The organism is Nocardioides sp. (genome assembly GCF_041393715.1).
Lineage (GTDB): Bacteria > Actinomycetota > Actinomycetes > Propionibacteriales > Nocardioidaceae > Nocardioides.
In genome coordinates, this window is sequence record NZ_JAWKJQ010000004.1 from 103,676 (window position 1) to 121,127 (window position 17,452).

General features: G+C 72.2%; 15 protein-coding genes. 6 read left to right on the forward strand and 9 right to left on the reverse strand.

Going from position 1 to position 17,452, the window contains the following annotated elements:
* Positions 1-17: 17 nt before the first annotated feature.
* From R2740_RS07600 to R2740_RS07635, 8 genes are all read right to left on the reverse strand, one after another.
* A complete protein-coding gene (locus R2740_RS07600) occupies positions 18-839 on the reverse strand; it encodes a formate dehydrogenase accessory sulfurtransferase FdhD (RefSeq protein ID WP_371302085.1) in 822 nt (273 codons plus the stop codon).
* The gene (gene pepN, locus R2740_RS07605) at positions 836-3,295 is read right to left on the reverse strand and encodes an aminopeptidase N (RefSeq protein WP_371302086.1); all 2,460 of its coding nucleotides are present in this window, start codon (positions 3,293-3,295) and stop codon (positions 836-838) included. Before pepN ends, R2740_RS07600 begins: the two co-directional genes overlap by 4 nt.
* Positions 3,296-3,350: 55 nt before the next feature.
* Positions 3,351-4,199 carry a formyltetrahydrofolate deformylase gene (gene purU / locus R2740_RS07610; protein ID WP_371302087.1) on the reverse strand — a complete coding sequence of 283 codons (849 nt, stop codon included), beginning with the start codon at positions 4,197-4,199 and terminating at the stop codon, positions 3,351-3,353.
* A gap of 11 nt (positions 4,200-4,210) precedes the next feature.
* Entirely contained in the window at positions 4,211-6,328 is a 2,118-nt protein-coding gene (locus R2740_RS07615; protein WP_371302088.1) for an MMPL family transporter, read from the reverse strand.
* A 145-nt stretch (positions 6,329-6,473) separates the two neighbouring features.
* Complete coding sequence (locus R2740_RS07620) at positions 6,474-6,698, reverse strand: formate dehydrogenase subunit delta (RefSeq protein WP_371302089.1); 225 nt, start codon at positions 6,696-6,698, stop codon at positions 6,474-6,476.
* A complete protein-coding gene (fdhF, locus tag R2740_RS07625) occupies positions 6,695-9,547 on the reverse strand; it encodes a formate dehydrogenase subunit alpha (RefSeq protein ID WP_371302090.1) in 2,853 nt (950 codons plus the stop codon). Before fdhF ends, R2740_RS07620 begins: the two co-directional genes overlap by 4 nt.
* Positions 9,544-11,082, reverse strand: coding sequence for an NADH-ubiquinone oxidoreductase-F iron-sulfur binding region domain-containing protein (locus tag R2740_RS07630; protein ID WP_371302091.1), 1,539 nt, complete (start codon positions 11,080-11,082; stop codon positions 9,544-9,546). Before R2740_RS07630 ends, fdhF begins: the two co-directional genes overlap by 4 nt.
* Entirely contained in the window at positions 11,079-11,543 is a 465-nt protein-coding gene (locus R2740_RS07635) for an NAD(P)H-dependent oxidoreductase subunit E (protein WP_371302092.1), read from the reverse strand. Before R2740_RS07635 ends, R2740_RS07630 begins: the two co-directional genes overlap by 4 nt.
* 125 nt (positions 11,544-11,668) lie before the next feature.
* On the opposite strand from R2740_RS07635, the gene R2740_RS07640 reads away from it, so the two are divergent.
* The 3 genes from R2740_RS07640 (at position 11,669) to R2740_RS07650 (ending at position 12,858) form a co-directional block, all read left to right on the forward strand.
* A complete protein-coding gene (locus tag R2740_RS07640; RefSeq protein WP_371302093.1) occupies positions 11,669-11,974 on the forward strand; it encodes a hypothetical protein in 306 nt (101 codons plus the stop codon).
* 11 nt (positions 11,975-11,985) lie between these two features.
* Positions 11,986-12,180: a CsbD family protein gene (locus tag R2740_RS07645; protein WP_371302094.1), complete on the forward strand. Its 195-nt coding sequence runs from the start codon at positions 11,986-11,988 to the stop codon at positions 12,178-12,180.
* Between the two features lie 132 nt (positions 12,181-12,312).
* Positions 12,313-12,858 (forward strand): hypothetical protein, encoded by a 546-nt coding sequence (locus tag R2740_RS07650; protein WP_371302095.1) that lies wholly within the window; start codon positions 12,313-12,315, stop codon positions 12,856-12,858.
* On the opposite strand, the gene R2740_RS07655 is transcribed toward R2740_RS07650, so the two are convergent.
* Positions 12,855-14,384: a gamma-glutamyltransferase gene (locus tag R2740_RS07655; RefSeq protein ID WP_371302096.1), complete on the reverse strand. Its 1,530-nt coding sequence runs from the start codon at positions 14,382-14,384 to the stop codon at positions 12,855-12,857. The two genes, R2740_RS07650 and R2740_RS07655, sit on opposite strands and share 4 nt — an antisense overlap.
* 147 nt (positions 14,385-14,531) lie before the next feature.
* Between R2740_RS07655 and R2740_RS07660 the strand changes: the two genes are divergently transcribed.
* From R2740_RS07660 to R2740_RS07670, 3 genes are all read left to right on the forward strand, one after another.
* Entirely contained in the window at positions 14,532-16,253 is a 1,722-nt protein-coding gene (locus tag R2740_RS07660; protein WP_371302097.1) for a hypothetical protein, read from the forward strand.
* A gap of 103 nt (positions 16,254-16,356) precedes the next feature.
* Positions 16,357-17,007 carry a pyridoxamine 5'-phosphate oxidase family protein gene (locus R2740_RS07665; protein WP_371302098.1) on the forward strand — a complete coding sequence of 217 codons (651 nt, stop codon included), beginning with the start codon at positions 16,357-16,359 and terminating at the stop codon, positions 17,005-17,007.
* The gene (locus tag R2740_RS07670; RefSeq protein ID WP_371302099.1) at positions 17,004-17,450 is read left to right on the forward strand and encodes an OsmC family protein; all 447 of its coding nucleotides are present in this window, start codon (positions 17,004-17,006) and stop codon (positions 17,448-17,450) included. The genes R2740_RS07665 and R2740_RS07670 overlap by 4 nt, the downstream gene beginning before the upstream one ends.
* Positions 17,451-17,452 lie beyond the last annotated feature (2 nt).

Here is a 17,452-nt window from a genome sequence, read left to right on the forward strand (position 1 = left end):
GCGCGCCACCGGACCGCTCAGGCGTAGCGGACCACGCGCCGCTCGCTGGTGAAGCCGTAGAGCCCCAGCCCGGCGTCGCGCGCGAGATCGACGGCGAGGCTGGACGGCGCCCCGACGGCGACCAGGCACCCATGACCGACCGCGACGGCCTTCTGCACGAGCTCGAAGCCCGCCCGGCCGCTGACCACCAGGCACGCCGCGGCCGGTGCCCGGCCGGCCAGCAGGCGGGCACCGGAGGTCTTGTCGACGGCGTTGTGCCGGCCGATGTCCTCCCGCACGACCAGGGGCACCCCGTCGGCGTCGAAGAGGCCCGCCGCGTGCACGCCGCCGGTGCGCGCGAAGACCGTCTGGGCACGGCGCAACCGCTCGGGGAGCTCGCGCACCACGTCGTCGGAGGGTACGGCGCCACCCCAGGGCTGCGACCGTGGCAGGGAGAGCACCTCCTCGATGCTGTCCTTGCCGCACACCCCGCAGGCCGCGCCCGCCCCGAACCCGCCGTGGCGCTGCCCCGGGTCGTGCCACGGCGGCCCCCCGAGGGTGACCGTGACGACGTTGTACTCCTGACGGGGAGTCAGGTCCTCGTCGGTGCAGTAGGCGACGCCGCGCAGCAGGTCGGGTCCCAGGAGCCCCTCGTGGACGGCGTACCCTGCGGCGAGCTCGAAGTCATGGCCGGGGGTGCGCATCGTCACCCAGATCCGCCGCGGTGCGCTGCCCGGCCAGGTCATCCGGATCTCCAGCGGCTCCTCGGTGGCCAGACGGTCCTCGCGGAGCTGTTCGCCGTCGGGGCGCAGCTCGGTGACCTTGGTGCGGACGGTGGGTCCTGGTCTCCGGGCGGTCATCGGGCGGCGTACCGAGCGCGGACGGCGAGACGGCGGGCCAGCTCGTCGGTGCTGTCGATGACCGCGCGGCGCAGCGTCGGGTCGAGGGACTGGTCGGCGGCCAGGCGCTCGGCGGCGCTGAGCGTGTGGTCGTCGACGTGCGTGAGAGGGAAGAACACCTTGGCGGCGTCGCCGAGCACCCAGCCCTCGCGCACCTTCGTGGTGTCGGGCAGCTCGGTGACGTAGCGGTCGACGTAGATCTCCGTGAGGCTCAGCTGGCCGGGTTGCCACATGCCCGTGCCGGCCGCCTCGATCTCGTAGTTGGTCGCCTCGAGGTCGCCGGTGAAGTGCGCCCACGCGAGCTCCTTGGCCGCCGCGTCGGGCAGCGAGGTGACCGACCGCAGGTGCGCCAGCCGGGACACGGCCGTGATCTCGCGCTCCAGATGACGGTGGAGCCGCTCGCGGTCGACGGCGCCGAGCTGGGCGAGCCGCTCCAGCACGGCCCAGCGCAGGTCGAGGTCGAGGTCCAGCCCCTCGGGCAGCCCCTCGTGGGCGAGCCACCGGTCCAGACGCTCGGCGTCGACGCTGGTGGCGACGAGGTTCTGAGCGGCCGCGAGCTGGAGGGGGCTGCCGGGCGGAGCCGTGGTCAGCCGCTCGTCGAGCGCCACGTGGAGACGGGCCAGCGCCGCGTCGGGCTGCGCGACCAGGCTCGCGAGTCGGGGCAGCGCCGCGTGCAGGCGATAGACCAGCGCGTCGTCGTTGTCCTCGGTGGGCACCGTGGCGACCAGCACGTCGAGGTAGTGCTCGGGGTCCAGCGCCGCGTCGTGGAAGGTGCTGGCGAGGGCGTTCCAGACCCCCGCCCGCAGGTCGGGGTCGTGGGTGTCGGGCATCAGCGACGGCAGGGCGAGGACGGTGGTCGGGTCCACGTGGGGGACCGCCCAGGTGTCCTCGTAGGGGTCGAGCAGCACCGCGGCGCCGCTGTCGACGGCGTACGGCGCGGCGTCGGCCTCGACGGCCAGCTCGACGGTGGTCCAGGCGCCGCCGGGGGAGGCGGTGGCGGCGCGGAAGGTGTGGCGGCGGTCGCCGGGATGGTCGTCCGGCGGCGTGCGCCGCACGGTCTCGGTGGCGCGGTCGAACGTGAGCCGGTCCACGCCCGCGGTGCGCAGCCAGTCGCGGGTGATCTCGGACAGGTCCTGGTCGGCGGCGCGCTCCCAGCTGGCGAAGAGGTCGTGCATGGTCGCGTTGCCGAACCGATGGGACTGGAAGTGGTCGATGACCCCACGCAGGAACGTCTCGTCGCCGAGCCGCGCGTTGAGCAGCTTGAGCACCGCCGAGCCCTTGGCGTAGGAGATGCCGTCGAAGTCCTGCAGCGCCGAGGCGGCGTCCATGGCCCCGTTGCCGGCGACCGGGTGGGTGCTCGGTCGCCGATCGGCCATCAGGCCCCACTGCCGCCGGGAGTAGGCGTGGTGGGTGTGCGCGTCGGCGTACTGCGTCACCGCGGCGGTGACCCTCACCCCCATGTACTCGGCGAAGCTCTCGTTGAGCCACAGGTCGTCCCACCAGACCGGGGTGGTGAGGTTGCCGAACCACTGGTGGGCCATTTCGTGGGCGATCGTGGTGGCCCTGGTGATCCGGCGGCCGCGGGTGACCTTCGACGTGAAGATCAACGGGTCGCGGAAGGTCACGCAGCCGGGGTTCTCCATCGCCCCCGCGTTGAACTCCGGCACGAAGGCCTGGTGGTAGTCGCCGAACGGGTAGCGGATGCCGAAGAGCCGGTGCAGCTCGTCGAAGCACTGCCGGGTGAGGGTGAACAGCTCCTCGGCGTCGCGGTCGAGGTCACGCGCCAGGGAGGCGCGGGCCAGCAGTCCGAGCGGGATGCCGTCATGGTGGTCGCGGACCCAGTGGTAGGGCCCGGCCACGACGGTGACGAAGTACGTCGACAGCGGCGGGGTGGTCGCGAACTCCCACTCGCCGGGCTCGACCTGCTCGCCCGGGCCGTTGGCGACCACCACCCAGTCGAGCGGCGCACTGACGTGGAGGGTGAACGGCGCCTTGAGGTCGGGCTGGTCGAAGCAGGCGAAGATGCTGGGCGCCGCCTCCATGAAGCTCATGCCGTAGACGTAGGGCCGGCCGTCGGCGGGGTCGGTGGCGCGGTGCAGCCCCTCACCGTCGTGGCGGTAGACCATCGTGGCGTCGACCAGGAGCTCGTGCTCGCCGGGCGTGGTGGCCAGCGGCAGTCGCCCGTGCCGGAGGCTGTCCGCATCGAGGGCACGCCCGTCCAGGGTGATCTCGTGGACCGCCAACGGCTTGAGGTCGCAGAAGGTGTCGCCGCCCCGGGAGGAGAACCTGATCACCGCCCGCGACCGGAAGGTCTTCTCGTCGCTCGCCAGGTCGAGCGTGACGTCGTAGGACGTGAGGTCGAGCAGCGCCGCGCGCGCCGCCGCCTCGTCCCTGCGCAGGGAGTGGTACGCCGTCACCCGGCCACTCTAGGGCCGACCCGGTGAGCCGGCGACCCGCCCGCCGCCGGGGTGGCTACTCGGCGAAGACCACGGTGCGGGTGCCGCACAGGAACACCCGGTCCTCGGCATGGGCGGCGACCGCCCGGGAGAGCACCAGCCGTTCGACGTCGCGGCCGAGCCGCACCATCTCGGGCGCCGTCCGGGTGTGCGAGACGCGCACCACGTCCTGCTCGATGATCGGACCCTCGTCGAGGTCGGCGGTGACGTAGTGGGCGGTCGCGCCGATCAGCTTCACGCCCCGGTCGTGTGCCTGGTGGTAGGGCTTGGCTCCCTTGAACCCCGGCAGGAACGAGTGATGGATGTTGATGGCCCGCCCCGCGAGCCGCCGGCAGGCGTCGTCGGAGAGCACCTGCATGTAGCGGGCCAGCACCACCACGTCGACCTGGTGCTCCTCGACCAGCTCGAACAGGCGCGCCTCGGCCTCCGGCTTGGTCTCGGCGGTGACGGGGACGTGCACGAACGGGATGCCGTAGTACTCCACGATGGCCCGCAGGTCCTCGTGGTTGGAGACCACGACCGGGATGTCGACCGGCAGCTCGCCACGGTCCCACCGGTAGAGCAGGTCGACCAGGCAATGGTCGATCTTGGACACCATCAGCAGCGCCCGTCGGCGGTGGTCCTTCGGGCGCAGTGTCAGCTCGGGGGAGTACGCCGTCAGCTCCTCGCCGATGAGCTCGAGGAGCCGCGCGGTGTCGTCGAGCGGCGACTCGAGCTCGGTGCGCACGCAGAACAGGCCGGTGCCCGGGTCGGAGAACTGGGCACTGTCGAGGATGTTGCCGTCGGCGCGGCCGATCCCGCGGGCCAGGGCGGCGACGATGCCGGGCCGGTCGGGGCACTGGAGGGTGAGGATGTGGTGCGTCACGGCGAGCAAGCCTAGTGCTCGCGGATCCCGTGCCGTTCCCACCACCGCCGCAGTGGACCGGGCGCCCACCAGTTGGCGCGGCCGAGGAGCCGCATCGTCGCCGGCACCAACAGCGCCCGGACGACGGTCGCGTCGAGGAGCACCGCGACCAGCATGCCCACGCCGACGAACTTGATCATCACGATGTCCGAGGTCGCGAATCCGGCGATCACCACCGACAGCAGCAGGGCGGCACTGGTGATGATCCGGCCGGTGTGCTGGACGCCGGCGGCGACCGAGGCGGTGTTGTCGTGGGTGCGGTCCCACTCCTCGCGGATCCGCGACAGCAGGAACACCTCGTAGTCCATCGACAGCCCGAACAGCACCGCGAGCATCAGGATCGGCTGGGTGGCGTCGAGATAGCCGGTGGGCTCGAAGTTGAGAAGCCCCGAGAGATGTCCGTCCTGGAAGATCCAGGTGAGGGCACCGAACGACGCCCCGAGCGAGACGGTGTTCATCAGGATCGCCTTGATCGGCAGCACCACGGAGCCGAACGCGACGAACAGCAGCACCATCATCACCACGACGACCGTCAGGGCCATCCACGGCAGCCGGTCACCGACCGCCGCGACGATGTCGACCGTCGTCGCGGTCGCCCCGCCGACCTGCACACTCATCCCGTCCGGCACCGGCTCCGCACGCAGGTCCTTCACGACCTGCTGTGACTCCTGCGACTGGCTGTGACCGGGCCACGACGCCTGCCAGAGGGCCACCTGGCCGGCCGTGGCAACAGGGACGACGACCAGGTCGGCCTCCGTGTCGAGCGTGCCCAGCCGGTCGGCGTAGGCAGCGAGGTCGGCCTCGCTGCCGCCGGTGACCAGCAGGTCGGCGCTCGACCGCTCCCCGCCGAACAGGTCCTGTTGCACGATCGACGCGGCCCGACTGGGCGCTTCCCGTGGCAGCACCCGCTCGTCGACCCCGCCGAACTCCGCGTGCAGCAACGGGCCGCCGAGCACGATCAGCACCGCACTGATCGAGACGGCGTAGGCGACCGGGCGCCGCATCACGCTGTGCGCGATCGCGGCCCACCGGTGGTGGCCGGTGCTGTGGCGTCCGGCCGGGCGACGTCGGCCGACGCGGCCCCACTCGATCCGTGGACCCAGCAGGGCCAGCACGGCGGGGAGGACCGTGAGCGACGCGAGCATCGCGACGAGCACCGCGGCCATGCCGCCGTACCCGAGCGAGCGCAGGTAGGACAGCGGGAAGAGCAGCAGTGACGAGAGCGAGGCGGCGACGATGATGCCGGAGAAGAAGACGGTGCGGCCGGCGGTGCCCATGGTGCGGCCGAGTGCCGCGGCGGTGCCGTCGCCGGCGGCCAGCTCCTCGCGGAACCGGCTCACGACGAACAGCGCGTAGTCGATGGCGAGACCCATGCCGAGCAGGGTGATCACGTTGATCGCGAACACGGAGACGTCCGCGACGCCCGCGATCATCCGCACCACCGCGAACGCGCCGAGGACCGCGACCCCGCCGACGAGGGTCGGCATCGCGGCGGCCGCGAGGCTGCCGAAGATGACCAGGCTGAGGAGCAGCACCAGCGGCAGCGAGATCGCCTCGGCCTTCGCGATGTCCTCCTTGACCTGGGTGTTGACGTCGTCGTAGAGCGCCATCGGCCCACCGATGTCGGTGGTGAGCACCTCGGAGCGGAGCTCGGGAGCGATCTCGCGGAACAGCGTGAGCCCGGCCTCGTCGCCCACGCCCGGGAAGGTCAGCAGGACCTGGGTGGCGTGCTGGTCCTCGCTGACCAACGCGGGCGACTCGGTGGTGTAGAAGCTGCGGACGCCCAGGTCGGGGTGGGCCGCGGTGACCTCGCCGACCCGGGCCGCGACCTCGTCGGCGAACGCCTGGTCGGTCACGACGAGGTCGTCGCTGCGATAGATGACGAAGACGTCGACCGGTTGGTCGGGGAAGTCGTCACGGATCGTGGTGGCGGCGTCCCAGGACTCCGAGCCCTCGACGAAGTAGCCGCCGTTGGACAGCGACCCGAAGACGCCCAGCCCGTACGCCGCCGCTGCCGCCACCACCGCCACGCAGGCCAGCAGCACCGCGACACGACGGCGGGCGACGAACGCACCCCAGCGAGTCAGCACCTCGTGAATCCTTCCGTGCCCGGTCGGTGGGCGTGGGCCGGGGCCGATGTTTCACCATGCTGAGTGGTCGAAGCTGCACTTGGCACGCCCAACCGACCGTGCGAAGTGCGACGTCAGCTACTCAGCATGGTGAAGCAACAACCCCCTAGAGCCGCCGGGCGGCCGCGGCCAGGCGAGGGTCGAGGGTGTCGTCGCCGGCCGCGGCGAGCGCCTCGAGCGCGTGGCGCATCCGCGGCTCCCAGAACCGGTCGATGTGGGCGGCGATCCGGGCGACCGCCTCCTCCTCGCCGAGGTGAGCGAACTGGCGGGCGATGTCGTTGCCCATCCGCGCCTCGGGTGCGAGGCCGGTGTGCTGGGTGGTCTCGCTCACGAGCGCCCCGCCGGCTCGCGGTCGTCACGGGCGGCCGCCTCGGCGTCGGTCTCGCGGCGTGCGTTGGCCACCCCGACCTCGACCGCGGTGACCTTGTACTCCGGGCAGTTGGTCGCCCAGTCGGAGTTCTCCGTCGTCACGACGTTGGCCCCGGTGACGGGGTGATGGAAGGTCGTGTAGACCACGCCGGCCGGCATCCGCTCGGACACCTCGGCTCGCAGCGTCGTCGCCCCCACCCGGCTCGACAGCTCCACCAGGTCGCCGGTGGAGATGCCCCGCACCTGGGCGTCGGCGGGATGGATCTCGAGGATGTCCTCGGGGTGCCACGTCTGGTTGGCCGTACGACGGGTCTGCGCGCCGACGTTGTACTGCGTGAGGATCCGGCCGGTCGTCAACACCAGCGGGAAGCGCCGGTTGGTGCGCTCCGTGGTGGGCACGTAGACCGTCTCCACCAGGTTGCCCCTGCCCCGGACGAACTCGCCGACGTGCATCGTCGGCGTGCCGTGGGGAGCCGCGTCGGTGACCGGCCACTGCATCGAGCCCTCCGCGTCGAGTCGCGCGAACGACACTCCCGCGAAGGTCGGCGTGGTGGCCGCGATCTCGTCCATGATCTCGTGCGCACCGGCGTAGTCCATCGGGAAGCCCATGGCAGCGGCGATGTCACAGGTGATCTGCCACTCGTCCTTGCCCTGGCGCGGCGGCAGCACCGGACGGACCCGGTTGATCCGCCGCTCGGCGTTGGTGAAGGTGCCGTCCTTCTCCAGGAAGGACGTGCCGGGCAGGAAGACGTGGGCGAACCGTGCGGTCTCGTTGAGGAACAGGTCCTGCACGACCACCAGGTCCATCGACCGCAGCGCCGCCTCGACGTGCTGCGTGTTGGGGTCGGACTGGGCGATGTCCTCACCCTGGACATAGAGCCCGCGGAACGTCCCGGCCAGGGCCGAGTCGAACATGTTGGGGATCCGCAGCCCGGGCTCCGGGTCGAGCGTCCTTCCCCACAGATCCTCGTAGATCGCCCGCACCTCGGGTCGCGAGATGTGCCGGTAGCCGGGCAGCTCGTGGGGGAAGGACCCCATGTCGCAGGAGCCCTGGACGTTGTTCTGGCCGCGCAGCGGGTTGACGCCCACGCCCTCGCGGCCGATGTTGCCGGTGACCATGGCGAGGTTGGCCATGCCCATCACCATCGTCGAGCCCTGGCTGTGCTCGGTGACGCCGAGGCCGTAGTAGATCGCGGCGTTGCCGGCGCCGGCGTAGAGACGCGCGGCGTCACGGAGCCTCGCGGCGGGGATGCCCGTGATCTCCTCGGTCGCCTCGGGGGAGTTCTCGGGGCGGGCGATGAACGCGAGGTAGTCGTCGACGTTCTCGCAGCGGTCGCGGAGGAACGCCTCGTCGTGCAGGCCCTCGGTGACGACGGTGTGCGCCATCGCGTTGACGAACGCCACGTTGGACCCGGGCAGCACCGGCAGGTGGTGGGCCGCCTCGATGTGCGGACCGTGCACCAGGTCGATCCGGCGCGGGTCGGCCACCACGATCTGGGCGCCCTGCCGGAGACGCCGCTTGAGTCGCGAGGCGAAGACCGGGTGGGCGTCGGTGGGGTTGGCCCCGATCAGCAGCACCACGTCGGCCTGCTCGACCGACTTGAAGTCCTGGGTGCCGGCCGAGGTGCCGAAGGTCTGGTTGAGTCCGTAGCCGGTGGGGGAGTGGCAGACCCGTGCGCAGGTGTCGACGTTGTTGTTGCCGAACGCCGCCCGGACCATCTTCTGGACGACGTAGACCTCCTCGTTGGTGCACCGCGAGGAGGAGATGCCGCCGATCGCGCCGACGCCGTGGTCACGCTGGATGGCCGCGAACCCGTCGGCGACCTTCGCGATCGCCTCCTCCCACGAGACCACGCGCCACTCGTCGTCGATCGTGTCGCGCACCATCGGGTCCAGCTGGCGGTCGGTGTGGTTGGTGTAGCCGTAGGCGAAGCGCCCCTTGACGCAGGAGTGGCCCTCGTTGGCACCGCCGGACTTCGCGGGCATCATCCGCACGACCCGCGTGTCCTCACCCTCGCCCGTCACCTCGGCCCGGAACGAGCAGCCGACACCGCAGTAGGCGCAGGTCGTGTCGACCACCCGGGTCGGCATGCCGAGCTCGACCAGCGACTTCTCCTGCAGCGCGGACGTCGGGCAGGCCTGCACGCAGGCACCGCACGACACGCACTCGGAGGAGAGGAAGTCGGTGCCGCCGGGGGTGATCCGGGAGTCGAAGCCGCGACCCTCGACGGTCAGCGCGAAGGTGCCCTGGACCTCGCCACAGGCCCGCACGCAGCGCGAGCAGACGATGCAGGCGGCCGGGTCGTAGTCGAAGTAGGGGTTGCTGGCGTCGTACGTCGCGTCGTCGAGGTGGGTCCGGCCCGCGCCGTAGCGCGCTTCGACCGCGCCGACCGTGACCGCCAGCGACTGCATCTCGCAGTTCCCGCGCGCGCAGCCCTCGCAGTCGGCCGGGTGGTCGGAGAGGTAGAGCTCCATGACGTTGCGGCGGAGCCGCTGCACCTGGTCGGTCTGGGTCGAGACCACCATGCCGTCGCTGCACAGCGTGGTGCACGACGCCGGCGTGCCCTTCGCGCCGTCCACCTCGACCAGGCACATCCGGCAGGACCCGAAGGCCTTGAGCGAGTCGGTCGCGCAGAGCTTCGGGATGTCGACGCCCGCCTCGGCCGCGGCGCGCATCACCGACGTGCCGGCGGGCACGGTGACCTCGCGACCGTCGATCGTGACGGTGGCCGTGGCGTCGGCGGCGACGGCGGGCGTGCCGAGGTCGGGCTCGGTCGCGTAGCCCTGGCCGGGCTCGTCGAGAACCGTCAACGCACTGCTCCTTCGGGTGTGGCCGGGGACCGGTCGAAGTCCTCGGGGAAGTGCCGGATCGCGCTCTGGACGGGCATCGGCGTCAGCCCGCCCATCGCACACAGCGACCCCTTCGTCATCGTCTCGCACAGGTCGTCGAGCAACACCAGGTTGGCGGCCACGTCGTCGCCGGCGATGATCCGGTCGAGGGTCTCCACGCCGCGGACCGAGCCGACCCGGCAGGGCGTGCACTTGCCGCACGACTCGAGGGAGCAGAACTCCATCGCGAAGCGCGCCATCCGCGCCATGTCGACGGAGTCGTCGAAGACCACGATGCCGCCGTGCCCCACCATCGCTCCCGCCTCGGCGAAGGCCTCGTAGTCCATCGGCAGGTCGAACTGCTCGGGAGACAGGTAGGCCCCGAGCGGACCACCGACCTGCACCGCCCGGATCGGCCGCCCGGTGCGCGTGCCGCCGGCGTAGTCCTCGAGCAGCTCCCGCAGGGTCACTCCGAACGGCAGCTCGACGAGCCCCCCGCGGGCGACGTTGCCGGCCAGCTGGAAGAGCTGGGTGCCGCGGGAGCGGCCGGTGCCGAGCTCGGCGTACGCCGCGCCGCCGTCGGCCAGGATCATCGGCACCGTGCAGAGCGTGAGCACGTTGTTGACCGCGGTGGGCTGTCCGAAGAGCCCGGCGATCGCGGGGATCGGCGGCTTCGCGCGCACCTCACCCCGCTTGCCCTCGAGGCTCTCGAGCATCGACGACTCCTCGCCGCAGATGTAGGCGCCGGCCCCGACCCGCACGTGCAGGTCGAAGCGCATCCCGCTGCCGGCCACGTCGTCGCCGAGGAACCCGTGGGTGTAGGCCGCCTCGATGGCGCGCCGCAGCGCCGCGATCGCGTGGGGGTACTCCGAGCGGACGTAGACGTAGCCCTCGGTCGCGCCGACCGCGTGGGCGGCGATCGTCATGCCCTCCACCAGGGTGAACGGGTCGCCCTCGACGACCATCCGGTCGGCGAAGGTGCCGGAGTCGCCTTCGTCGAAGTTGCAGGCGACGAACTTCTGCTCCGCCGGTGTCTCCAGGACGGTCTTCCACTTCACCCCGGCCGGGAAGCCCGCGCCGCCGCGGCCGCGCAGCCCCGACTCGGTCACCTCGGCGACCACCTCCGCGGGGGAGAGGCCGAGCGCACGGCGCAGCCCGGACCAGCCGCCATGGGCCTCGTAGTCGGCGATCGAGGCGGGGTCGACCACGCCGACCCGCGCGGCGGTGACCCGGCGCTGAGGGGCCAGCCAGGGGTGGTCGTCGACGACGCCCAGGAAGCGACCTTCGAGGCGCTCCAGCGAGCCGTCCAGCACCGAGCCGACCTCACCCGGCTCGACATTGGCGAAGCCGAGCCGCACGCCGTCGACCTCGAGCTCGACCAGCGGCTCGGCCCACAGCAGGCCGCGGGACCCGGTGCGGACCACCGTGACGTCGACCAGCTCGGCGAAGGCCGCGGCCACCTCGTCGGCGCCGACGGCCACCGCGCTGGCGTCACCCGGGACGTAGACCGTGGTCACCCGCCCCACCCCCGGGTCAGCTCCGCCAGTCGCTCCGGGCTCAGCCGCCCGTGGAGGGCGCCGTCGACGAGGCCCGAGGGTCCCAAGGCGCAGTTGCCCAGGCAGAAGACCTGCTGCACCTCGGCCTCGCCCAGCCGGTCGGAGGCTCGCGCGTCGTCGTAGAGCGCCTGCGCGCCGACCGCCTGGCACGCCTCTCCCCGGCACAGCGCGACGACGTGCGGTGGGGGCGGGGTGGTGCGGAAGTCGTGGTAGAAGCTGACCACGCCGTGGACCTCGGCGGCGGACAGGTTGAGGACGTCGGCGACCACGGGTACGTCGGCCGGGTCGACGTAGCCGAACTCCGAGATCAGCTCGTGCAGGACGGGGAGCAGAGGACCGCGGACCTCGCGGTGCTGCTCGGCGACGGCGCGGACCAGCGCGGCGCGCTCGGCGGTCGCCGGGGAAGAGGTGGGCGTGGACATGGCTCCTGCCGGAACGGGGACTGTGACCTCGCTCGCAGTCTATGCCCGGCATCCGCCCCGAAGGCGAGTGGAACGCGCGCGAGGGGGTACTCCCTTCGACAACGAACCTGTCGAGGGAGGACGACGTGAAGAAGCTGTTGCTGCTCGCCGCCGTGGCGGTGGGCTACGTGCTCGGTTCGCGCGCCGGTCGTGGGCGCTACGAGCAGATCAAGCGCGGGTTCCTGAGGGTCAAGGACGACCCGCGGGTGCAGGAGAAGTCGCACCAGGCCGCCGACCTCGCGAAGGAGACCGCGACGGTCGCCACCGCGGCCGCCGTCGACAAGGCCCAGGCCGCCGCGGCCGCGGCGCGCGACAAGGTCACCGGCGGGTCGGACGACACCGCCGACGAGTCCGGGGTCGGGTGGGCGCAGACCACTCAGACCCCCCGATGAGAGGAGCCCCCATGGGCATGGACGACAAGATCAGGCACGAGGCCGAGGAGCTCGGCGGCAAGGCGAAGGAGACCACGGGGCGGGTGACCGGAAACGAGGAGCTCGAGGCCGAGGGCCGCGCCGACCAGGCCGAGGCCAACGTCAAGAGCGCCGGCGACAAGGTCAAGGACGCAGCGGAGGACGTCAAGGACGCGTTCCGGAGCTGACCACCACGTCGCTCTCGGGCGACCATCCGACCGGCGCCGCACTCGCTCACCGAGGCGGCGCCGGTCGTGTGTCCGGGGAGCGCTTGTCCTGCGTGCAACACTGTAATCAAGTAAGCACTCAGGAGGAACACCATGAAGCACCATCACAGCGGCCGGCACGGCCGCCGCGGCGGCTGGCAGACCGCCGACCTGCCGCCGGCCGACGACGCAGGGTCGTGGTTCGAGGGCCGGTTGCCCGACGGCTGGTTCGGTGACCTCGAGGTCACCGTCGACCGCGAGGAGATCACGGTGGTCGGCACGCTGGCCGGGGACCCGCCCGACGACGACGCCGCAGCCGAGGGGCGGATCTCCCGGTTCCGCGCCGAGACCCGAGAGCAACGGATCGAGATCGCCCAGGAGGCCGAGGCGCGCTACCAGCGCAAGGTCGCCTGGGGCGTCACACACGGGGAGGTGACCGCGCTGTTCACCCACCTGGCGGTGCCGGTGATGACCCGGCTGCGTCAGCCCGAGCGCCGGGTCCTCGACACGCTCGTCGACGCCGGCGTCGCCCGGTCGCGGTCCGACGCGCTCGCCTGGGCCGTCCGGTTGGTCGGCGAGCACACCGAGGACTGGCTCACCCAGCTGCGCGAGGCGATGAGCCAGGTCGACGACCTGCGCGCCCAGGGGCCCGCGGTCTAGGGGCTGACGCCGACGGCGGCCTCGCGGCGGGCGTCGCCGGCCGCCTCGACCGCGCCGCTGCGACGGAGGTACGCCGCGCCGACACCGCCGAAGTACATGTGCGGCTCGGCGTACTCCTCGGCCGCCAGGCCGGCCGCCGCGACGGCAGCGGCGAGCCCGGGGTCTCGCTCGAACTCGACGCGGACCCGCTCGCCACCCACCCGCACGTGCAGCCTCGGGGCCGCGATCGCGTGCCGCAGGTCCGCGCCGTGCAGACAGCCCTGGCCGAGCACCAGCATCAGGGCCGTGGTGATCCGGTCGGCGCCCGGCGAGCCGATCGCGAGCACCCGGCCGTCGGCCGTCCGCCCGGTGGTCGGCGCCATGTTGGAGGCCAGCCGGGTGCCCGGGGGAGCGGCGTGCAGGCCGCGGCCGTTGAGCTCCACCTCGCCCAGGGTGTTGTTGAGCAGGATCCCGGTGCCGGGGATGCACATCCCGGCCCCGTAGCCACTGCTCATCGTCACCGCGCACGCGTTGCCGTCGGCGTCGACCGCAGAGATGTGGGCCGTCGACGACGACCCGCGCAGGGCACCGAGGCCACCGGCGGTCACCCGGTCGAGCAGCGCCCGCCCCTCCGCCTCGAGGTCGGCCGCGGCGTCGTGCACGTCGCGGCGGTAGCCCAGCACCGCGTGCTGGATCTCGATCGCGTCGTTCCAGGTCCAGTCGCCGCGCCGCGCGAGCTCGCCCAGCATCACAGCCAGCATCGGCCCCCCGACCGACGGGGGAGGGTTGGTGGCGATCCGCCAGTCACCCACGTCGAGCACGTGGGCCGGCCGCACCTCGGGACGGTACGACGTCAGGTCGGCCGCCCCGACGAGGCCGCCGTGTGCCTCCATGTCGCTCACCAGTGCGCGTCCCACGGCACCGGTGCGGAACAGCTCGGCGCCGTCGACGGCCAGCTGGTCGAGGACCTCGGCCAGCAGCGGGTTGCTCGTGGTCTCGCCGCCCTCGAGCAGCCCTCCGTCGCGGCGGGTCACCAGCGCGTGCGCCTCCGCGTCGCGGCCGAACAGCGACTCCGCGACGAAGCCGAGGTAGCGCGAGGCGGCCGGGCTCATCGGGTAGCCATCGCGGGCGGCCGTGGTGGCGGGCGCCAGCAGCCGAGGCCAGGGAAGCCGGGCGAAGCGCTCGTGTGCCTGCGCGAGTGCGGGCAGCGCCCCCGGCGTCGCCACCGAGCCGTGGCCGGCGTACATCGTCACGCCGCCGCCGTAGGTCGTCACCACCTCGCGCAGCCCGGTCCCGAACCGCTCGGCGGGCGCCTCGCTGCCGGGCATGGCCACATTGCCGTCGACCACGACCGGCTCGCCGTCGGCCGGCCAGACCGCGACGAAGCCGCCGCCGCCCAGGCTGACCATCCCGGGCTCGGTCGCCAGCGCAACGAACGAGGCGGCGAGCGCGGCATCGACCGCGTTGCCCCCCTCGGCGGCCACCGCCAGTCCGGCCCGCAGCGCCTGCTCACCGGTGGCGGCCACGGCGACGCGGGTGGGGGTCACCGGAACATCATCGCGCAGCGGTCCGGGGTATCCATCGGCGAGTCGAGTTCTCCTACTCAGGCGGCAACCATTTCAGTTGGTCTAGCGTCCTACCCGGCAACGGGGGAACAAGCCGCCGTGGACCGTTGGATCGGAGAGTGAGTTCACATGGCAACAAGCAAGCGGGGGACCCGGTCCCTCCTCGTGCTGGCCGCAGCCGCGGCCACTGCGTTGGTGGGGATCGTCTCGGCCCCGACACCGGCTCAGTCGGTGGTGGTCGGAGACTGCGCCACGCCCTTCCCGGTGGCCGACCTGGTCGCCGACCAGGCCGTGCACGGCCTCACGGTCAGCAAGGGCACGACGCCCGATGCCTTCACCGGCACCGTGCTCGGCGTCCTGAAGGACGGCATCGCGCCGGGCCTGGACATGATCATGGTGCGGCTGAGCAACCCGGAGATCGACCGGGTCGGCGGCATCTGGGCCGGGATGTCCGGCTCGCCCGTCTACGCCGAGAACGGCCAGCTGATCGGTGCGGTCGCCTACGGGCTCGCCTTCGGTCCCTCGCCGGTGGCCGGCGTGACGCCCTTCGAGGACATGAACGACTACCTGCCCCCCGCGCCCGTCACCCTCAAGATCTCGCCAGGAGCGGCCGCCAAGATCGCCGCCGGGAGCGAGGTCACCAAGGCCCAGGCGTCTCAGGGCTTCGAGCAGCTGCCGGTGCCGACCGGTGTGGCCGGCATCCGCGCCGAGCGGCTCAGCAAGACCCGCAACCGGCCCTACCTGGACCGCGCCGCGGGCACGGCCGGCACCACGTCGGCCGCCGCGGTCGGTGTCGACACCGTCGTGGCCGGTGGCAACCTGGCCCTGACCATGTCCTACGGCGACATCACGATCGGCGGCGTCGGCACGGCCACGTCGGTCTGCGATGACACCGTGGTCGGCTTCGGCCACCCGGCGACCTTCCGCGGCAAGATCACCGCGGGCCTCAGCCCGGCCGATGCGGTCTACATCCAGGAGGACCCGACGCTCTACCCGTTCAAGGTCGCCAACATCGCCGAGCCCGTCGGCACCATCACCGACGACCACCTGACCGGCATCACCGGCAACTTCGGCGCGGTCCCCGACACCTTCGACGTCACCTCGGCGGTCACCTATGGCACCCGGTCGCGGACCGGCTCCAGTCACGTCGCGATGCAGGACTACAACCCGGACGTCACGTTCTACGAGTTCGTGGCCAACCACGATCGGGTGATGGACGGCTACGGGCCGGGCTCCGAGGAGACCTCGTGGACCATCAACGGTAAGAAGCCGAACGGCACGCCGTTCAGCCTCCAGGTCAGCGACCGCTACGCGTCGGACTACGACATCACCTTCTCCGCGGTCTGGAACATCCCCGACATGGTCTACGTGCTCGGCCGGATGAAGGGCGTCACGCTCGACGACGTGTCGATGACCAGCGACATCTCCGACGACAACAGCACCTTCAAGGTGACGGCCGTCGAGTACAAGTCGGGCACCAAGTGGGTCAAGCTGACCGGGTCCAAGTCCGCGGTGCTGGCCAAGGCGGGCAAGACGCTCAAGCTGCGTGCCACGCTGGCTGACAGCACGGGCGCCACGCACACGGTGCCGGTCTCGGTCGCCATCCCGGCCAAGGCCAAGGGCACCGACGGCACGATCAGCGTGATGGGCGGCACCAGGGTCTACGACGACTTCTGGGGCGCCAAGACCGTCGCGGCGATGCAGAAGGTCGTCGCAGGTCACGTCCGCAACGACGAGGTGGTGGCCATGATCGACACCTACGGCAAGAACCGGGTGTCGACGCAGGAGACCTCCGCCCCGCAGTCGCACGTGGTCGAGGGACGCAAGCGGTTCTCGATCGTCGTGTACTGACCGCTCGGACCACTCGGGCAACGACGTCCCCGGCACCCCGTGGTGCCGGGGACGTCTGCCGTCCGCGCTCGTGCCGACCCGGCGGGCGGGCTATCGTCCCCGCGTGGACGACGAGCTGCGGGTACGCCGCCTCCCGGAGTACCAGTCGAGCGACCGGGCCGACCTCGACGCGATCCTCGACGACGCACTGGTCGCGCACCTGGGGGTGGTGCGCGACGGGCGGCCGGTCGTGCTGCCGTTCGCGTGCGCCCGCGACGGCGACGGCCTCCTGCTGCACGGCTCGACCGGCGCGGGCGTGCTGCGCCGGGGCGTCGACGCGGAGGTCTGCGTGACCGTCACCCACCTCGACGGACTGGTGTTCGCGCGCTCGCTCTTCGAGAGCTCCGTGCACTACCGCAGCGCCGTCGTCCTCGGCGTCGCCGAGGTGCTGGAAGGGGAGCGCAAGGAGCGGGCCCTGGAGGTGCTGTCCGACCACCTGCTGCCCGGGCGGTCCGGCGAGCTGCGCACCAGCACCCGCAAGGAGCTGGCCGCCACGCTGGTGCTGCGGGTGCCGTTGGAGCGCTGGAGCGTGAAGATCGGCCGCAGCGACGCCCACGACCCCGAGGACGACGAGCCACGCGACGTCTGGGCGGGCATTGTCCCGCTGTGGCTCGCGGCCGGACGGCCCGAGCCGGCGCCCGACGTGCCGGACGGGGTGGCGGTGCCGGCGTCGGCCCGCCGTGCCGCGGCTCGCGGTGGCAGGCTGGCCCCATGACCCAGGACAACCACCGCTCCGTCCGGCTGCACAAGATCGGCGAGGGCCGCTACCTCGCCACCAACGCGCGCGGCGGCGTGCTGCCGATCGGGTCGGGGGCCGACCCCGACTTCACCCCGTCCGAGCTGCTGCTGGCCGCCCTGGTGGGGTGTACCTCGATCGACCTCGACTTCATCACCCGCAAGCGGGCCACGGCGGTGGTGTTCGAGGCGGAGGCCAGCGGCGAGAAGGTCCGCGACGACGGCGGCAACCGGCTCAGCGACCTGCGCCTGGTGTTCGACCTGCGGTTCCCCGACGACGAGGCCGGCGACGCGGCCCGGGCGATCCTGCCGCGGGCGCTGGCGCAGTCCCGCGAGCGGCTCTGCACGGTGGGGCGCACGGTCGCGGCCGGCGAGGCCGCGGACTACCGGCTGGGCGAGCTCGCGGCCGGCGACGCGGACTGAGC